A 17,103-nucleotide genomic window follows, 5' to 3' on the forward strand; every position below is an offset into this window, starting at 1 on the left:
GAACCTATTTTTTAAATATTGTCCTTTTAGGTTAATTGTTCCTAAATGGGAGCATATCTCAGGGATTTATGCTTATCTTCACGATTGCATAATTAGATTCCTGAGATATATTTATGAATATCCTACCAATACCTGATAACGAAAAGACACGGTTAGAGGCTCTGAACTCCTTCGGACTGATAGGGTTGGGGAGGATGCCAGAGTTGGATGTTTTTGCTGAGCTGGCCTGTCTTTTGACCGATAGCCCCACCTGCATCATTGGCATCATGGAGGAGGACATACAAAGAATCCAGAGCTGTATCGGAATGGATCTGGAAACAGTTGAAAGAAAAAATACCGTTTGCCAGTATACCCTGATGGGTGAAGGCCCCCTGATGATCACAGATACCTTTTCCGATCCGCGTACATCCGATAATCCGTTGATCAAGGCTGGCAACATTCGTTTTTATGCCGGTGTACCATTGAATGATGATCGTGGAATGGCCCTGGGGACGATCTGTGTGGTCGATTTTAAGGAGAAAACATTGTCGGAGAAGCAGTTGCGGGAATTAACCAAACTCGGTGAGGCTGTAGTAGGAGTCCTACTTGCAAAAAGAAGGAGCCTTCAGGCCGGATATTTTAAGGAGATATTGTCCAATACGCAGAATATGATCTGTGTGATGGATGAAGGTTTCAGATTGAAGCAAACGAATCCTTCTTTTGCTGATCTTTTCGGGATGTCGGTAGGCCAGCTCATCGGTATGGATTTTCTGGAGCTGATGCAGGTCAAAGGTGATAGAGAGTTGTTGCTCAGGAAAGATATTAGCGAATTACAGACACATACAATGCTTCCTGGATTCCAGGAAGTTAGCGTTGATTGGAGTATTAAGCACGATCCTACGAACAGGGAAATCTTTGCATTCGGTCGCAATATGACCAAAGAAAATGCAGAGAAGCTGAAACTGGAGCTTTCCGAAAGAAGGTTCAGGAATTTCTTCGAGAACGGCATCGGGCTGATGAGCATGCACGATATGGAAGGGAATATCCTGGAAGTAAATGAAAAGGGCAGGGAAGTTCTGGGCTATAGGGCGGAGGAAGTCGAAGGGCTGAATCTCATCGATCTTATTCCCCAGGAGAACAAACATCTCTTTAGGGCCTATCTCGACCAGATTCAGGCCTACGGTGAGGCAAGAGGTATGATGGTGCTGATGAAACGATCCGGAGAATGGATCTATTGGCTCTATAATAATATGCTGGAACAGGATGGCAACGGGAGGTCCTATGTGGTAAGTACCGCCCTGGATATGACCGAGAGGATCATCCTGGAAAAGAATCTCCTACGAACCCAACAGATCCTTGAACAGACCAATCTTGTAGCGCAGGTTGGTGGTTGGGAATCAGATCTTGTTAAGAACGAAATCTTTTGGTCGGATTCAACGAAACTCATACATGGAGTGGCTTCTGATTTTCAGCCCACAATGGAAAATGTTTTTGGGTTTTATGCAGAGGAGGAAAAGAACCACCTCCGGTCAAACTTCCATGAAGCGATCAAGAGCGGTAGACCTTACGATCTTGAACTGAAGCTAAAAAAGGACTCGGGCGAGGAGATCTGGGTCCGTATAAAAGGAATACCTGAAATGGTCAATGGCCGGTGTGAACGTGTATTCGGCATTATCCAGGATATTGACCAAGGCAAGCAAATGTTTCTGGAATTGGAACGTAAGGAGGCCATGCTACAATCTTTCGTGGAACATGTTCCGGCCTCAGTTGCAATGTTCGATAATGACCTTAACTATTTGGCAATCAGTCAACAATGGAGGGAGGAGTTCCACAAAGGCAGGTCTATTCAATTGAACCATAACCTTTATGAACTTTTTCCAAATATCCCGGATAAGCGAAAAAGAATATACGAGAACGCCCTACAGGGTATTGCCTACCGAAATACCGATGAGCTATTGTTGATCGAAGGGCGAGAGGAGGCTCAGCATTACAATTGGGAGGTCCGTCCATGGCGGTTGGGTGATGGTAGCATAGGAGGGATCATCATCTTTTCTCAGAACATCAGTGAACAGGTGGCCCAGAATGAAGAGCTCAAGAAGGCGAAGGAACTTGCTGATCTGGCCAGTAAAGCCAAGTCAGAATTCCTTGCCAATATGAGCCATGAGATCAGGACACCATTGAATGGAGTTATCGGATTTTCCGACCTTTTATTAAAAACCCCCCTGAATGATCTCCAGAAGCAATACCTTAAATACGTACATGAATCCGGTACCGGGTTACTCTCGATAATCAATGATATCTTGGACTTTTCAAAGATTGAATCCGGAAAACTGGAGTTCTATGTCGATCGCTATGATATTTACGAAATGGTGAACCAGGTCATTCATGTCATCCTGTACCAGGCCCAGAATAAAGGTATTGAATTACTATTGAACATAGAGCAGGGTCTGCCAGGGGTCATCTTCATAGATGAATCTAGGATAAAACAGGTGTTGGTCAATCTATTGGGAAATGCCGTCAAATTTACAGAGAACGGAGAGATCGAACTGGGGGTATCAAAAGTTTGGATCAATGAGGAGATTGTTCGCTTGAAGTTCTCGGTCAGGGATACTGGGATAGGTATCCCAAAGGAAAAGCAACAACGGATTTTTGATGCCTTCACCCAAGAGGATAGCTCGGTTAGCAAACGTTTTGGAGGTACAGGCCTAGGCCTGACCATCTCCAACAACATACTGAAGTATATGGGGAGTGAACTGATGCTGGAGAGTACCCCTGGGATAGGTTCCACGTTCTGTTTTGAGATTGATGTTCCCTTTGAAAATCCAACCTCCCTAGAGAAGGCCTTGGCCGTGGAGAATGTACTTATCGTAGATGATAATGCCAATAACCGCATTATTCTGGAGCATATGCTCTCGTTTAAGGATGTACATACCCAATCCGTAGAAAATGGTTTCGGGGCACTGCAGTTGTTGATGGAAGGTCAGCAGTTTGATGCCATATTGATGGACTATCGGATGCCCATCCTGAATGGCCTGGAAACCATCGAAAAGATCAAGGATCTATATGAGTCAAGACAGCAGGCAACACCAATTCTAATCCTGCACAGCTCCTCAGAGGATCAGGAACATTTTGGTGACTTTCGACATCAGCCCAACTGCTACTGTCTGGCCAAACCTATCATTTCCGAGGAACTCTATCGAATCTTACGGAACAGGCCCAAAACAACCGAAGAAGTACAATCAGAGCCAGTGGATTCCAATCCCGGTCGCATTGAAACAGATCAGAAAAACTCAGGCCAGCATGAGCAAAAGCATATCTATAAGGTATTATTGGCCGATGATAATACCGTCAATATGGAACTGAATCGACGGTTGGTCGAACAGGTAATTCCTAACAGTGTTACAGTGGGTGTAGAGAATGGATCATTGGCTGTTCAGGAATGCCATAGGGAGGATTTCGATCTGATACTGATGGACATACAGATGCCATTGATGGACGGAACAGAGGCTACACAAATTATTCGTAAAATAAAGGGGTATGAGCGGACACCGATAATAGGAATATCAGCAGGGACCATCAAGGGAGAAAGGGAGAGGTGCCTGGAAGCCGGGATGACCGATTTCTTGGCCAAACCCATCCGGTTTGAGGAATTCAGGGCGCGGGTTCTTAAGCAACTTTGGGTCTCTAAAAGTAATGATAATCCCCAGGAGACACTCGTGATGCATATAGATAACCGGATAATCGAGCAGGCCACGGATTCCGATCCAGATTTTAGGAAGGTTTTCCTGGCGCTGGTCAAACAGGAACTAAGATCCCAGAGCGAACAGTTGAAAATGGCGGAAGACCAGGGCGATCTCGAGGTTATTGGTCGTCTTCTGCATAAAATGAAAGGTACCGCTGGTACCTCTGGACTTGTTGAACTGAACAATTTGATTGTGGGATTGGAGGCTATGATACAGAAGGACCAGGATTTGACCGAGGGGCCTGTGAATCTTCCGAACCGCGACAAGGCGACGGAATATCCGGACCTAGGCGTAGGTCTGGAAAATATTTACATGGAGATAGAATTGATTTTTAAACTTTTAAAGCAGATGGAGGAGTAAATTAATGGTTGTGTTATTGGCCGAGGACGATGAACTGATCCTCAGAACACTGGAACATAAATTGACCAAGGAAGGGTTCGATGTTGTGCTGACAAGAAATGGACTTGATGCCATATCCATAATCAGACAAGGAGGTATCGACCTGATCATTTCAGATATCATGATGCCCTTTGCCTCGGGCATTGAAATATTGGCCGAGGTCAAGATGATGGCCGAACCCATTCCCATCATCATGCTCTCGAGCATGGCTCAGGAGGAGATCGTTCTGGAGGCATTTGATCTTGGTGCCTCTGATTACATCATCAAGCCCTTCAGCCCCAATGAGCTGATCATCAGAATAAACAGATTACGGAGGAAATGACCATCTGATGGAGCCGGTACTGAACATTCATGAACTAATGATCGCTATCCAGGTCGTCTTGATCCTGGTATTCCTTTTTACATTGGGTCTGCTTTTTTATAGTTTCAGGGAATATAAAGCGCTGGCGGACAAGACCCGATGGAAGAAGCTCCTGGATGATTACCTTATAAAATCGATAGTCACCCAAATGGAACAGTCCCTGCAGGTGGATCCGTCTCTGGAAAACTTGTGCAAGAGACAGACCTTCAGACGTTTTTTTATTGGTCAATTGATCGAATCTGAACGTAGGTTTACCGGTACTGCTGCAAAGACCATAATGAACATCTTTTACATTTACGGGTTGGATAAGGAAGCTTACCAGATGCTTTCCAACACAAGGCCCTACCTAATCGCCCGGGGCATACAGGCCTTAACAGTCATGCAGGTCAGGGAAGCACTACAGGAAATTCGAAAAACATTGGACCATCCTAGCGAAATTGTATCCCAAGAGGCCCAATTGGCCATAGTTTATTTTGAAGGTTTCAACGGCCTATCATTTTTGTATGGTGTGGAAACCATCATATCGGAGTGGCAACAGCTGAGGATCCTGAATTCCATAAAGGTCCTTCCGGAAGATGCTGTCACAACTCTTTTAGAGTGGTTGCATTCTACGAATGTTTCCGTCATCAGATTGGCCCTAAAGATAATCAGGAAATTCCAGTTATTTGAAATGGAAGGCGTGCTGTTGGAAAGATTGGAAAATTCGGACCTTAGGATCAAAGAGGAATTGGTCGATACCCTGTTCAGTATTGAACAGGCAGATACCAGCACGGTATTGTTGGCCTATTTCCCAATAGCGACAATGCAAGAACAGTTCTCCATAATAAGAGGCTTGGGACATACCCGCGCATTGGATAAATTGGATTTCCTGAAGGAACAACTGTTGGATTATCCACACCCTGAAGGGAAGGTCCTGATTGCCGAAGCAATGGCAAGTATGGGCCAAATCCCTTTCCTGGTACAACTGCGGGAACAGTTGTTACCTGAGGATCAGACCCGTTTGGTATTGAATCATGCCCTTAAGAGTAAGATATGAGCGAAGTAGCAAAGGTAATTTATGAAATCATCATTTGGTTATTCCTGATATATGCAGCAGGAATCTTTACTATATATACATGGATCGCTATATTTTCCTATGGTGCTCTGGTGCGGTATAAGCAGGGGAATGTCTTTACTGATTATTCAATCATTGCAACTAATCCAAATTCTCCAAGTTTCAGTCTCATAGCACCAGCATACAATGAGGGGATTACCATCGTGGAGAATGTACGTTCCCTATTGTCCATTTATTATCACAGATTGGAGATCATTATCGTTAATGATGGCTCTAAGGATGATTCCATTGAGCGATTGGTCAAGGCCTATCATTTAGTGCCTGTCCCTTATATCATACCGGGGAATCTGTCCACCCAAGAGGTCAAGCAGGTCTATAAAAGTACAAATCCGGCATTTAGGAAACTGATTGTTGTCGATAAGAAAAACGGGGGCAAGGCAGATGCGCTGAATGTGGGGATCAATATCTCCAAGTCAGATTATATCGTATGCATAGACGTGGACTGCATCATTGAACAGGATGCGGTACTCAAACTGGCCAAGCCCTTTATGGAGCAGACCGATGAACGTTTGATCGCTTGCGGTGGTGTAATTCGTTTGGCCAACAACTGCAGGATCGAACACGGGAAAGTACTGGAGGTCAACTTGCCCAAAAGCTGGCTCGGTCGTTCCCAGGCACTGGAATATATCCGGGCATTTGTACTGGGAAGGATGGCCTGGTCCCGTGCAAGTGGATTGATCCTGATCTCTGGGGCCTTTGGGGCATTTGATAAGGAGATCGTTCTGGCTTGCGGGGGATATGACCATGCGACCGTAGGAGAGGACATGGAATTGGTGGTGCGTATGCGCCGTTATATGATCGAACAAAATCTACCGCATCAGGTGATCAATATCCCAGATCCATTATGCTGGACAGAGGTACCTGAAGATAAAGAAGTACTAAAGAAACAACGTAACCGATGGATGCGCGGTACGATGGAAACACTTTGGAAGCATCGCAAGCTGATGTTTAACCCTAGATATGGGAAGCTAGGCATGATCAGTCTCCCTTATTGGTTCTTCTTTGAGTTCCTGGGACCTTTTGTAGAGTTTTCCGGTTATGCCGTCTTTTGGATCTTTGTTTTTTCGGGGACCATCAACTGGTCTTTTTTTATCGCGTTGTATGCTCTGGTTGTATTTTCGAGCGTGCTGTATTCCTCATATGCCATAGCGGTAGATCTTGTCAGCCGGCAGGTCTATTCCAAACAGAAGGATATGCGGAAATTGATCCTGACGGCTGTTTTTGAGCCCTTTTATTTCCATCCCTTGGTTACCTGGGCTGGGATTCGCGGCATGGTAGATTATTTCCGCAAGAAAAGCGGTTGGGGCGAAATGACCCGACAGGGCTTTTCACAGGAAAAGAAGGAAAGTGTAAGGGCAAGGTTGCTTAGGATGGGAAAGCAGATCCTGCAATACTTTTCTGTAGCTGGAAGTCTTTTCATCGTCCTTGTGCTTGTTTTTTCCGTGATCGAATGGTTGCTCTATGGATCATTTATCCAACATTTTAAAGGGGCAACTGAGTTTTTTATCATGTTGGGGAACAACATGCTTTACAGTTTTACGCTACTATTTGTTCTTGGAATGATGTTCGGTCTTGTCCAGCTGCTTAACAGAACACTTTCCAAATGGTTATTTAATCTCTTATTGGCTGTTCTACTTATTTCCCAATTGCTTCTGGCCTTCTACTTTTCATCCTCGAGAAACCTGTTGGGATCCGATCTCTTCTTTTATTCGGCTGAGGAAATAAAAAACATCCTGGAATCCAGTCAGGTTCTGACCTTGAAGAATATCCTTGCCCTGGTTGCCGGTCTTCTTGGTATTTATAGCCTATTCCATTTTTTAGCTAAAAAATGGAAGGGCTCTGCACCATTGGGATTAAGCTTAATGGGATTAGGGATTATCAGTATCCTTCTGCTGAGCCTATCTGTGGAATTCAATAGTGATAGGGACGAATCTGTTCAGACCGCCGAACAGAGTAAACTGGGGTTCTTTGTAGGATCCAATACCGAACATCTGATGCAGGAAATCAAGGCTGGATATTTTGACAGTAATCCAGGAGCTGTCTATGCGGGTATTTCTGCGGATTACCCATTCCTAAAACAGGAACAAACGAAGGATGTGCTAGGCCCATTGATGGTCAAGACCGATAAGGTTCCCAATCTGGTGCTGATCATTGTTGAGGGATTGGGGAATGCCTATTCGGACCCCAATGGCTATATAGGGGATTTTACCCCTTTTTTGAGCAGTCTGAAAGATAGCTCAATGGTCTGGGAAAATGCTTTAAGCTCTTCGGGCAGGACGTTCTCAGCACTTCCGACCCTTTTGGGATCTCTTCCCTTTGCCAGTGCCGGATTCCTGGAACAGGCTGATTATCCCGATCACTTCAACCTTTTGAATGTCCTGAGGCACAACCGGTTCCAAACCTCCTTCATCTACGGGGGAGATGTCAATTTCGATTACATGGCCAAATACCTGGAATTCAACCAGATCGATAGGATCATCGAGCAGGGGAGTTTTCCAAAGGGATATCGTAAGCTTCCAAGTTCAGCTGGTGAAAGCTGGGGATATGAAGATCAGGCCGTGCTGGACCAATTGTACAGGCAAGGGGATGGGGCGACGCCTCCATATTTTCACATCGCCCTTACCTTGTCCACCCATAATCCTTTCTTGATCAATGATGAGAAGAAATATGCGGATCTATATGAGAAGCGCCTTCAAGATCTTAGATTGACCAAGGAACAGCGTACGTTTGCCTTGGCCAATAGGAAACAACTGATCTCGGTGATGAACGTAGATGATGCCCTCAGGGAGTTTTTTTCCAAGTATGCAACGAGGGCCGAGTTCAAGCATACGATTTTTGTGATAACTGGTGATCATGCCATGCCGGAAATTCCGCTGCAATCCAAGATCGATCGCTATCATGTACCTCTTATCCTGTATTCGAAAATGCTTAAGGAAAAGAAGAGGTTCACCAATATAGTCAGCCATTTCGATTTTGCCCCTAGTTTGTTAGCCTATTATCGTCAGAATTATGGTTTGAAAGTTCCACAAAAGGTTACCTGGATAGGAAAAGGCCTGGATATCGGAGGTAGTAGATCTGGCCTGGGTATTCCGATCATGCAGAGCAAATCCCAATTGATCGATTTTGTCTATGATGGATATCATATCAATGACCAAAAACTCTTTCAGTTGGATAGGTCCCTGAATGAGGATCCGGTTGGTGAAGATGTTAAAGGATCAATCATAAGTGATAGGTTCGAGCAATTTCGGGATATGAACAAGGATTTTATCCGCTCGGGCAAACTGATGCCCGATTCGGTTTACCAGGAGTTCTTTAAGCAGTAAACTGGTCCTAGAACCTTCTTCTATATCCCAGGCTGATATCAAACTGGTCATCCTTGGTCTGCGGTCTGTACTCTACTTTATAATAGGTCCCGGTAATGGAGAACAGATTCTTCGATCTAACCGTGAAATTGTAATCCATACCCGCTTTAAAGGATTTCAGTTTATAAGGATTGTCGGTAAAGAGGTTTTCGCGGTTCTCTTCGGGGCTGATGCCGGTTCCCACGATAAATCCCAAATAATCATCTGCGCCCCTGGTATAATATCGAACAGTTCCAGCATATGATTGGGAGATGTTATCTTCATCAGGAGTGAGGTATGTCCTGATGTTGAACCAAAAGTTCTTATAATATTTTCCGATGGATGCTGTGTACATCCAAATATCCTGGGTGAATTTCAATTGCCGGTAGCCAATCTCTGCTTCAAAGCTCTTTGGCAGGTTGGCGTAAAGGGATGCTCCAGATCTGAATTTGGGAAATATCCCCACATCATCGGAATATCCCGCACCTAGGTACATGTAGAATAGGTTGGAAAGTCGCGGATAGGCCTCCAGTTCAAATTGAACTCCATTGTCTGCAAATTTATTTGCGTAGTTTGTCCGCAATATGAATGAACCTATGGGTGTGGCACGCTTATAACTTGCACCTAAAACATGCCAATTGTCCTCAAACTGGGTGTTAAAGTACATGAAATTATAATTGATTCCGATTTCATGTCCTGTTTCCTGGTTCTTTAAACGAGCCAGCATATCCCTGGCCTCCCCATTTTTGGGGTTTACCTCCAAAAGGGATTGGAGAGAGTTCAGGGCATCATCATATTGTTTCGCGCTCTGAAGGATCTTCGCCTTTAATAAAAGGAGGTCTTCTGTTTTTGGCGAGATGGACAGGCCTCTATTAACGATCTGCAAGGCTTTGGGGTGCTGGCCTTCCCAATACTCTAGGGAACCATAGGCTAGGTAGAAATCAGGATCCTGGGGGGGGGTAAGCGCGATCATTTGAAAAACCATACGGGCGGAATCAGGCTGATCGGACCAGGTGTATAATCTTCCCAGGAAAACCTGGATGTCCGTATAGTCAGGGCTTCTTGTCAATGCCTGTTTCGCGATATTAATTGCCCCGGGATAATTTTTGTTCTCAAATGCTTCAATCCTTGCTTTTTGGAAAAGCTGATCAGAGTTAAGCTCCTGTGAATGGGCTGAGCTGATTCCGAGGCACAATATGACCCAAAGGAGCGCAGGACATAAAAAGTTATTGTAGAGGAATGATTGTTTTCCGTTTAAGCGCATGATGATATAGTTTATGCAAATGTAATAAATCTACCTGTCATTGAGAGAAACTTCGCTGCCCTAACCAGGCTATCTGTTAATTTCGAGATACAAGACAAGCAGGCCTTTAGGGTCATGCTGTCAAGACAGGCGATTTGCACATATGCGCACTTCCCAGCTTCCCTGCGGGAACCCTGCAATGAGGGATGATCTTGGCAATGAGGATCAGGATCAATGGTCTCCCTGTTCTTGGATCTTTGAACCCCTTACGGCATTTCATGCTGGACCTACAGAGGTAAAATATCCGGGTTCGTCCCGGTACATTCAATTATCCCCTGCAATAAGGTTTTCCATACGACCTTAAAATAGGGGTGCTCTGGAGTTCGGGTATAATAAATTTGGGCCACTGTATATTTCCCATTGGCATCCGGATTACTGTCATTGATCAGAAAGGTATTTGCCAGAAGGGACAGAAAGCCTTTCTTTCCTTTCTTACCACTATCCGGATCCTGCAATATGCTCACTTTAAAATGGTCATAATCAAAATGAAAGGTCCCCTTACTATTGACGTCGTCCCCATAGATATCAAATTTAATCTGTCGGATATTCCCCGAATTGAGCTCGATGTTCAATAATGGAACCAGGATCTTGTTGTATGCAGGTGCTTGCATCCTTTCCAGAGACCCTTTATAACTGTATCTCCCATTTCTGCTCAACATATCAAAGTTAAAATAGGCTTTCAACAATCCTTCCCCCATTGCGTATCCCTGAAGATCTGCTTCCATATGGCTGTTCCTTCTCAAACTTAGGGTATCATTGTTCACATTCCTTAAAGTTCCTTGGATCTGGTTGAAATGGACCGTGCCGTCCCGATTGTATCTCTTGCTCCTTTCCGTATAACTTAAACGGATTCCTTTCAGATCCACCCGATCCAGGATGATCCGTTGGTTGAATGCCATGATCTGTTGGGCCGGATTCTCGCCGATCTTTGATACATTCTCCTGTTGGTACCGTTTATCCTTGGAAAGGTCGATATTTCCCTTCTCCAATAACAGATGTTGAGCTCTTATCAACCTATCCTGGATAAACCTTCGCAAGTGCAGACCGGTCATCCTGAAACCTCCCAATTTCAGGTCGATCATCGCTTTGTTCTCTTGATCGTTCTTTGCAAAGGTGGTTCTGGATACCATGGGTCGGACCATAAGGTCTGACATAGTCAATAAACTGTCCTTGGCATTCAGCCTTAGATCCTTTAAGGAAAGTTTATAGGGACTGTTGGGTATTTGAAAATCAAACTGGGGCAAAGATACCTGGATATCCTTTGCAAATAATACCCTTGAAGGGTTTTGTTCTGACTTACCATCGATCAGAAAATCCTTCATTTCCAGATCAATTTTTTTTACATGAAGGTCCTCTCCGTCATTTTTTATCGTCAGATCGGCTTTTTTGATATCGATAATTCCAATATGTAGGGACTTGAGATGCTTCTGGAACAACTCATAGGCCATTTTGGGTTTCTCTTTTTTCTGATTGTTTGTTTTATGTTGATGAAGGACAAGATTCAGAGCATCCAATCTAATGGAGGATATGCGCAATTTTTTGTATAGAAGCAGATCGATGATCTTTAGCCCTGATAGTCTCAGGCTTGGCGAACTGCCTTCAAGAACGAATTCAGTGAGCGAATCCTGACTATTCAGTTTTTTGAGGATGTTGGGGTCGGCAGAAAGTTTGAGTTCCTGTATTTGGATGGTCCCAGTTGCCAAGGTCACATCCAGATCTTTCATATCTAATTTATATAGGCCATCCGATCCTTCATGAACCTTTTGGGTGATTTCACTTTTCAGGTATGGTGCAAGATAGGAGGATAATATCCAAGAGGCTATTAAACCGATTAGAAGGATACTGCCTAGGCTGTATAAGATTATTCTTAGGGTGCGATTTTTCTTCGTTTGATCGCTTTTTCTGTTAACCATTAATGGAGGAACCGATGAAGGGCGGTTTTGTTTGGTATGGAAATGCCATAATTCCTGCGTTCTGGACTCCAAAGGCCCTGAAGTAAATAATAGCCAGACAATTTATCTGAGTTGGGCTAGGGCCCCATTCATAATGTTGGAATCATTGCATATAGGATTAATTACTTGCCTTATTTTCTATTTTAAGGTTATTTGGAAAAGGCTGGATCGGATGATTTTTAAGCTTTTATAAAGATTATCAAAAATGTCAGGTAACTATTTGGTAATGATGCTTATTGCTTTGCTTTTCAACGTGTTTCAGTTAGATTATAGCTCATATAATAATTATGAGGAGAAATTTATTCAGCATTTATAAAGCCAAATGATGTTTGCTTATTGAAAAAAACGGTGTAAAATGTAGTCATTGTCGGAAGAACTCGACCATTTTTTATCTTTTAAAGACTTTATCTATTTAAGACAGATTGTTCACCATCACTTTGTAGTTTCAAGACCTCAAGACATTTCAATAACTGCTATAGTAAAGGAAGGATAAACTATTGGGCAATTAGCTGCCCGGTCCGCGCTATCTGCACAAAGTATGGTGAAGACCACAACAATGGTTAGGACAGACAATATTGAACAGAGTTTCGAAAAAACATAATATTATTAAAGATATTTGCCCACATAATTGTTGGAATGCAGTGGTCTGTGACCCATCGGTCGGATTGGTCGAAATAATCCTTATTAAAAATGGGCAGCACGCTTGAGTGCTACCCTAAAATAAAACCTAATCGTTCCATCAGGATTGATATTGCACGATCAACTCTGACTAATGAATGTTTAAATCTAAAAAAAACTATTTAAAAAACACAAGCCTACGATCGGGAGATGTAGGCTTGCTGACTATTTATTAACCAAAAGTCTTAAAACTTATATTATCAAAGTAAATATAGAAAAAAATATACTAAAATAAGCCCCGCCTGTTGATATAAAGGGGATGGTCATGAAATCTTTAGATTAAAATTGTAGTATAATTGATTTGGAGTATCTGTCTTCGCCTGGATAGGATATATTCGTTAGCATAATTGTAAAAAAAAGGCTAATGTTGATACATCCCATTGCTTAGAAAATCGCTATCCTCGCCTTTCAGCTCCCGGAATCCGTCAATACGGTAGGTGATTGCATTCCATAACTTGAAACTGCGAATTTATTTGCGCCTGCCTTTTTTCTAAAATTCATCCATGCAATTTTCGACCTTGTTCCATTTCTTTAATCCAGAATGGCTATTCTTCTTTTCATACAAGGTGACATTTCCGATCGGAACTGATTTCCTGTTCAGGATTATCTTTGGCCAATAAGCAATCTTCTGGTCTTTTGCATTCTGGCTGGCAGTTTAATGTTTTTTCAAATACTAAAATATCCGATCAGAACAAATCATCAATAATCTCCTTTCCCGATATAACCTACTTTTTCATAAAATTCTATTTAAATTAAAGTGAATTCGAGATAAGCAAAATCTCAAATCCGATCTTTTAGTTTGAGTACACTCCACTTTTGTCCAGATAGATTTCACTCCTTCCATTCTGGAAAACCTCATCAATAGGTGCAAAAACATCGATTAGATCCTCGCGATAACCTTCCAATAAAAATTCTATGCTCTCTGGACTAACCTTATACATGTTATAGATAGCATCCTCCTCCAGGAAACTGATGTCCGATTTGAGCAGGTTGACTTCATATCTTTTAAATAGTTCAATTGCTGAAGCCTTGTCTATCTTTACGAGGTTTTTTGCCGAGAGATCAAAGCTTTGCATTTCTTTCTGCAATTTCTCCGAATACCTATTAGTGAGGTATTTTAGGTATAGATCTCTGTCTGCTGTCCTTAGGGCTTCATTTCTGTAAGCGATCTTCTCCGGAGACATGTCGAACTCAAATAGTTCAGGTTGTTCTTTATAATGGAAATGCTCATTGAATTTTTCCAATCTTTCATCCAAGGTCATATTTTTTCTTTGTTCATGGTTCTGAGGCCAAATTAGATAAAAAATCCGAACCAATTTACATGAACAAATACTTTTTTTTCAGGACAAAATACCTAGGTAACCGCTGATTTTAAACCAAGGACTTAAGTGGGGCTCAGGTGCTTGAACTAAACATTCCACGATATTCATACCTATAGTGAAATTGAATATCACCTTTCCATTATTGTCCTACCATTTCAACACAAATGTACATATTGAATACGGCCTTGAATGATTTAAAATCAAGTGCTGGTCCTGGTTAATGGTTGCCAGCTCCCTATGGGTAGATGGAACAACTTATTTTCCATTTCGGGGATAGATCGGAGCTGAACCCCCAAGTAGGATTATCGCTATTGCCAGGAGTGCCCAGGATCCGGAATTCCCAAAAGCGAAACAGTATTTGTGCCCAGCGTCCGAAGTGTAATAAGCAGTACACCAGAAGTCCCACTACATCCAATCGGGACTTATAACCAAAATCATTCTCCGAGCAATAACCGAGCCTTTCAGATATTGGCGTCAAAAACCGATAAGGACAAAGATTCTTCTAGAAAATTACCTTTTTTTAGGGACTATGGTGCCTATCTATCGGAACTCGAAAAGATCATTATCCACTGTTGGGCAAGAGCCATCCCTTGGTTATAAAATGCACCTGCCAAAAACCGGAAAAGGAGTATGGGAAAATATTTCCCCATACTCCTTTTTAATCCAACAATAAGCGTCCTTTGCGGTACCATTGCTTGCAGCGGCAGCCATTTTTATGAACGAACGGTCAAGCTGCCCGCTGTTGATTTATTTCTTCAGATTGATAAAGTCCACCATGATCTTCGCACTTTCATCCAGAACGAAATCGTATTCTATCTTGGGTTGTGGTTGGCCCTCTTCCCACAATGGTTTTCCCTCGAAAGCTAATTGCTTATTGATCCTATCACGTAATTTCAAACGGTTCTTTTCTCGTTCAGCCTTCAGTTCCGCTTCATTCAGGCTTACGGATGGCATCTGTTCCGCTCTATTGAATTCCTCGATATCTTCCAATAGGAAACTGTAGGCTGGTGATTTCTGAACACGGGCCTTATGCAGGGCTTCCAATTTGCTGTTGGTTCCCGTCAGTTCCCGGATCTTTGAAAAATTGGTCGGTTTGATCTGGTCCCAGGGCAATGCCGAAGGCTCTGAACTTTCTCCGAATTTCTCCGCGGTATACTGGGTCGGAAATGTGACATCCGGGGTGACCCCCTTATGTTGGGTGCTGCTTCCGTTGATACGGTAGAATTTACCCATCGTGATATTGATCTGCCCAAATTCAGGTGCTCCATTAGGGGTATCCGGATCATTGTTACCAGCTGCTTTGATCAAAATCTTATTGGTTGCTGATATAAATCGGGACATATCCACCGCACTCTGAACCGTACCTTTACCATAGGAGGTTGAGCCAAGGATGACACCACGACCATAATCCTGGATGGCACCTGCGAAAATCTCTGAGGCCGATGCCGAGAAACGGTTGATGATCACACCAAACGGACCTTCCCAGGCCAGGCCCGGTTCTTCGTCACTATCCACCTGGACGCGGTTCCTGGTATCACGAACCTGTACAACAGGTCCTTTGTCGATGAACAATCCGGTAAGTTCTACAGCTTCTACCAATGAGCCACCGCCATTGTTCCTCAGGTCCATTACGATAGCGTCGACCCCATCGCGTTTCAGGCTGTCGATGATCAATCGGACATCTCGGGTGGTACTCTTATAATCCGGGTCCCCTCGTCGGACTGCCTCAAAATCTATATAGAATTTCGGAAGGTCGATGATACCAACTTTATAGGCCTTTCCATCCGTTCCTTTCACTGTTTGGATCTTACGTTTTGCGGATTCCTCCGAAAGGACGATCTTCTCACGGGTTAGTGTGACTGTTTTTGGCGGGGTGGACAATGCCGCTCCGGCAGGTAGAACCTTCAGGCGGACAACCGTTCCTTTCTTACCTTTGATTTTTGCGACCGCCGCATCCAAGCGCCATCCGATAATATCCTCGAACTCACCGTTTCCTTGTGCTACTGCAACAATGCGGTCATTGATCTGCAGGGATTTTTCCTTAAATGCAGGGCCTCCGGCGATGATCATCTTGATGGTCACCATTTCGTTTTCCATCTGCAATTGGGCACCGATACCCTCCAGCGTGTTAGACATGCTCTCGTTGAAACCTTGTGCCAAGGATGGGTTAAAATAGTTTGTGTGCGGATCCACAGCGTCCGTAAAAGAAGTCATGATCACTTGGAATGCATCATTGGCATTCGTTTTTTTGATCTGGGATATCAAGTTGTTGTAACGGCTGCGCAAGGACTCCTTGCTTTTATCCAGGTCGAACTTTGCTGAATCCGTTGATGCCAACTTTAGGTTCAGAAGATCATACTTGACCCTTTTGCGCCATTGGTCCTTCACCTCTGCAGCGGTTCTGAACCAAGGTAGTTTCTCACGAAAGCTGGTGTAGTTTTCATCCAAGGTAAAATCGTGGACTGCATCGATCTGTGCCAAGGCATAGTTCATGGCCTGAAGATAGCGGTCCACATATTTGCTGAAAATGTAGAAGGTGCTTGTGAGGTCCCCTTTTCGGAAATCCTGGGAAATGCTGTTCTTGTACTGTTGGAAGTCATCGATGTCCGATTGCAGCAGATAGTTTTTTCCTGGATCAATTGTCTCGATGAGGTTGTTGTAGATTATGTTCGACAGGGAATCGTTCATGGTGGCTTTCTTATAGCTGACATTCTCCAGAAGATTCGCAACCTCCTTTGCTATGATTTCATGCTGTGTGGTCGGCCTCAGCTCCATTCCCTGCTTCTCCAGGTTTACTCGTGGTTTTGCGCCGCAAGCGACCACTGAAATCAACGCGAGACAAAAAATAAGATTTTTAAACATATATGTTCCTGACTTTAGATGTAATTATTTCCTTGTTTTATCAAAATAT

At 43.5% G+C, this 17,103-nt stretch carries 8 protein-coding genes; 4 read left to right on the top strand and 4 right to left on the bottom strand.

From position 1 onward, the window contains the following. Positions 1 to 113 precede the first annotated feature (113 nt). From VJ786_RS01075 to VJ786_RS01090, 4 genes are read left to right on the top strand one after another with little or no spacing between them, the layout of a single operon-like run. Entirely contained in the window at positions 114 to 4,082 is a 3,969-nt protein-coding gene (locus tag VJ786_RS01075) for a response regulator (RefSeq protein ID WP_336557080.1), read from the top strand. Between the two features lie 4 nt (positions 4,083 to 4,086). Continuing rightward, positions 4,087 to 4,443: a response regulator transcription factor gene (locus VJ786_RS01080; protein ID WP_099364972.1), complete on the top strand. Its 357-nt coding sequence runs from the start codon at positions 4,087 to 4,089 to the stop codon at positions 4,441 to 4,443. Between the two features lie 7 nt (positions 4,444 to 4,450). Continuing rightward, the gene (locus tag VJ786_RS01085) at positions 4,451 to 5,518 is read left to right on the top strand and encodes a HEAT repeat domain-containing protein (protein WP_336557081.1); all 1,068 of its coding nucleotides are present in this window, start codon (positions 4,451 to 4,453) and stop codon (positions 5,516 to 5,518) included. After that, positions 5,515 to 8,919, top strand: a complete 3,405-nt coding sequence (locus VJ786_RS01090) for a sulfatase-like hydrolase/transferase (protein ID WP_336557082.1) — start codon at positions 5,515 to 5,517, stop codon at positions 8,917 to 8,919. The genes VJ786_RS01085 and VJ786_RS01090 overlap by 4 nt, the downstream gene beginning before the upstream one ends. Before the next feature lie 7 nt (positions 8,920 to 8,926). Here VJ786_RS01090 and VJ786_RS01095 read toward each other — a convergent pair whose 3' ends face one another. From VJ786_RS01095 to VJ786_RS01110, 4 genes are all read right to left on the bottom strand, one after another. Further along, entirely contained in the window at positions 8,927 to 10,201 is a 1,275-nt protein-coding gene (locus VJ786_RS01095) for a YaiO family outer membrane beta-barrel protein (protein ID WP_336557083.1), read from the bottom strand. A 266-nt stretch (positions 10,202 to 10,467) separates the two neighbouring features. Further along, entirely contained in the window at positions 10,468 to 12,153 is a 1,686-nt protein-coding gene (locus VJ786_RS01100) for an AsmA family protein (protein WP_336557084.1), read from the bottom strand. A gap of 1,511 nt (positions 12,154 to 13,664) precedes the next feature. Next, on the bottom strand, positions 13,665 to 14,132 hold the full coding sequence (locus VJ786_RS01105; protein ID WP_336557085.1) for a hypothetical protein: 468 nt from the start codon (positions 14,130 to 14,132) through the stop codon (positions 13,665 to 13,667). 807 nt (positions 14,133 to 14,939) lie between these two features. Then, positions 14,940 to 17,054, bottom strand: coding sequence for a carboxy terminal-processing peptidase (locus tag VJ786_RS01110; protein WP_336557086.1), 2,115 nt, complete (start codon positions 17,052 to 17,054; stop codon positions 14,940 to 14,942). Positions 17,055 to 17,103: the final 49 nt, after the last annotated feature.

The sequence above is a fragment of the Sphingobacterium tenebrionis genome (assembly GCF_037126265.1).
Taxonomy (GTDB): domain Bacteria; phylum Bacteroidota; class Bacteroidia; order Sphingobacteriales; family Sphingobacteriaceae; genus Sphingobacterium; species Sphingobacterium tenebrionis.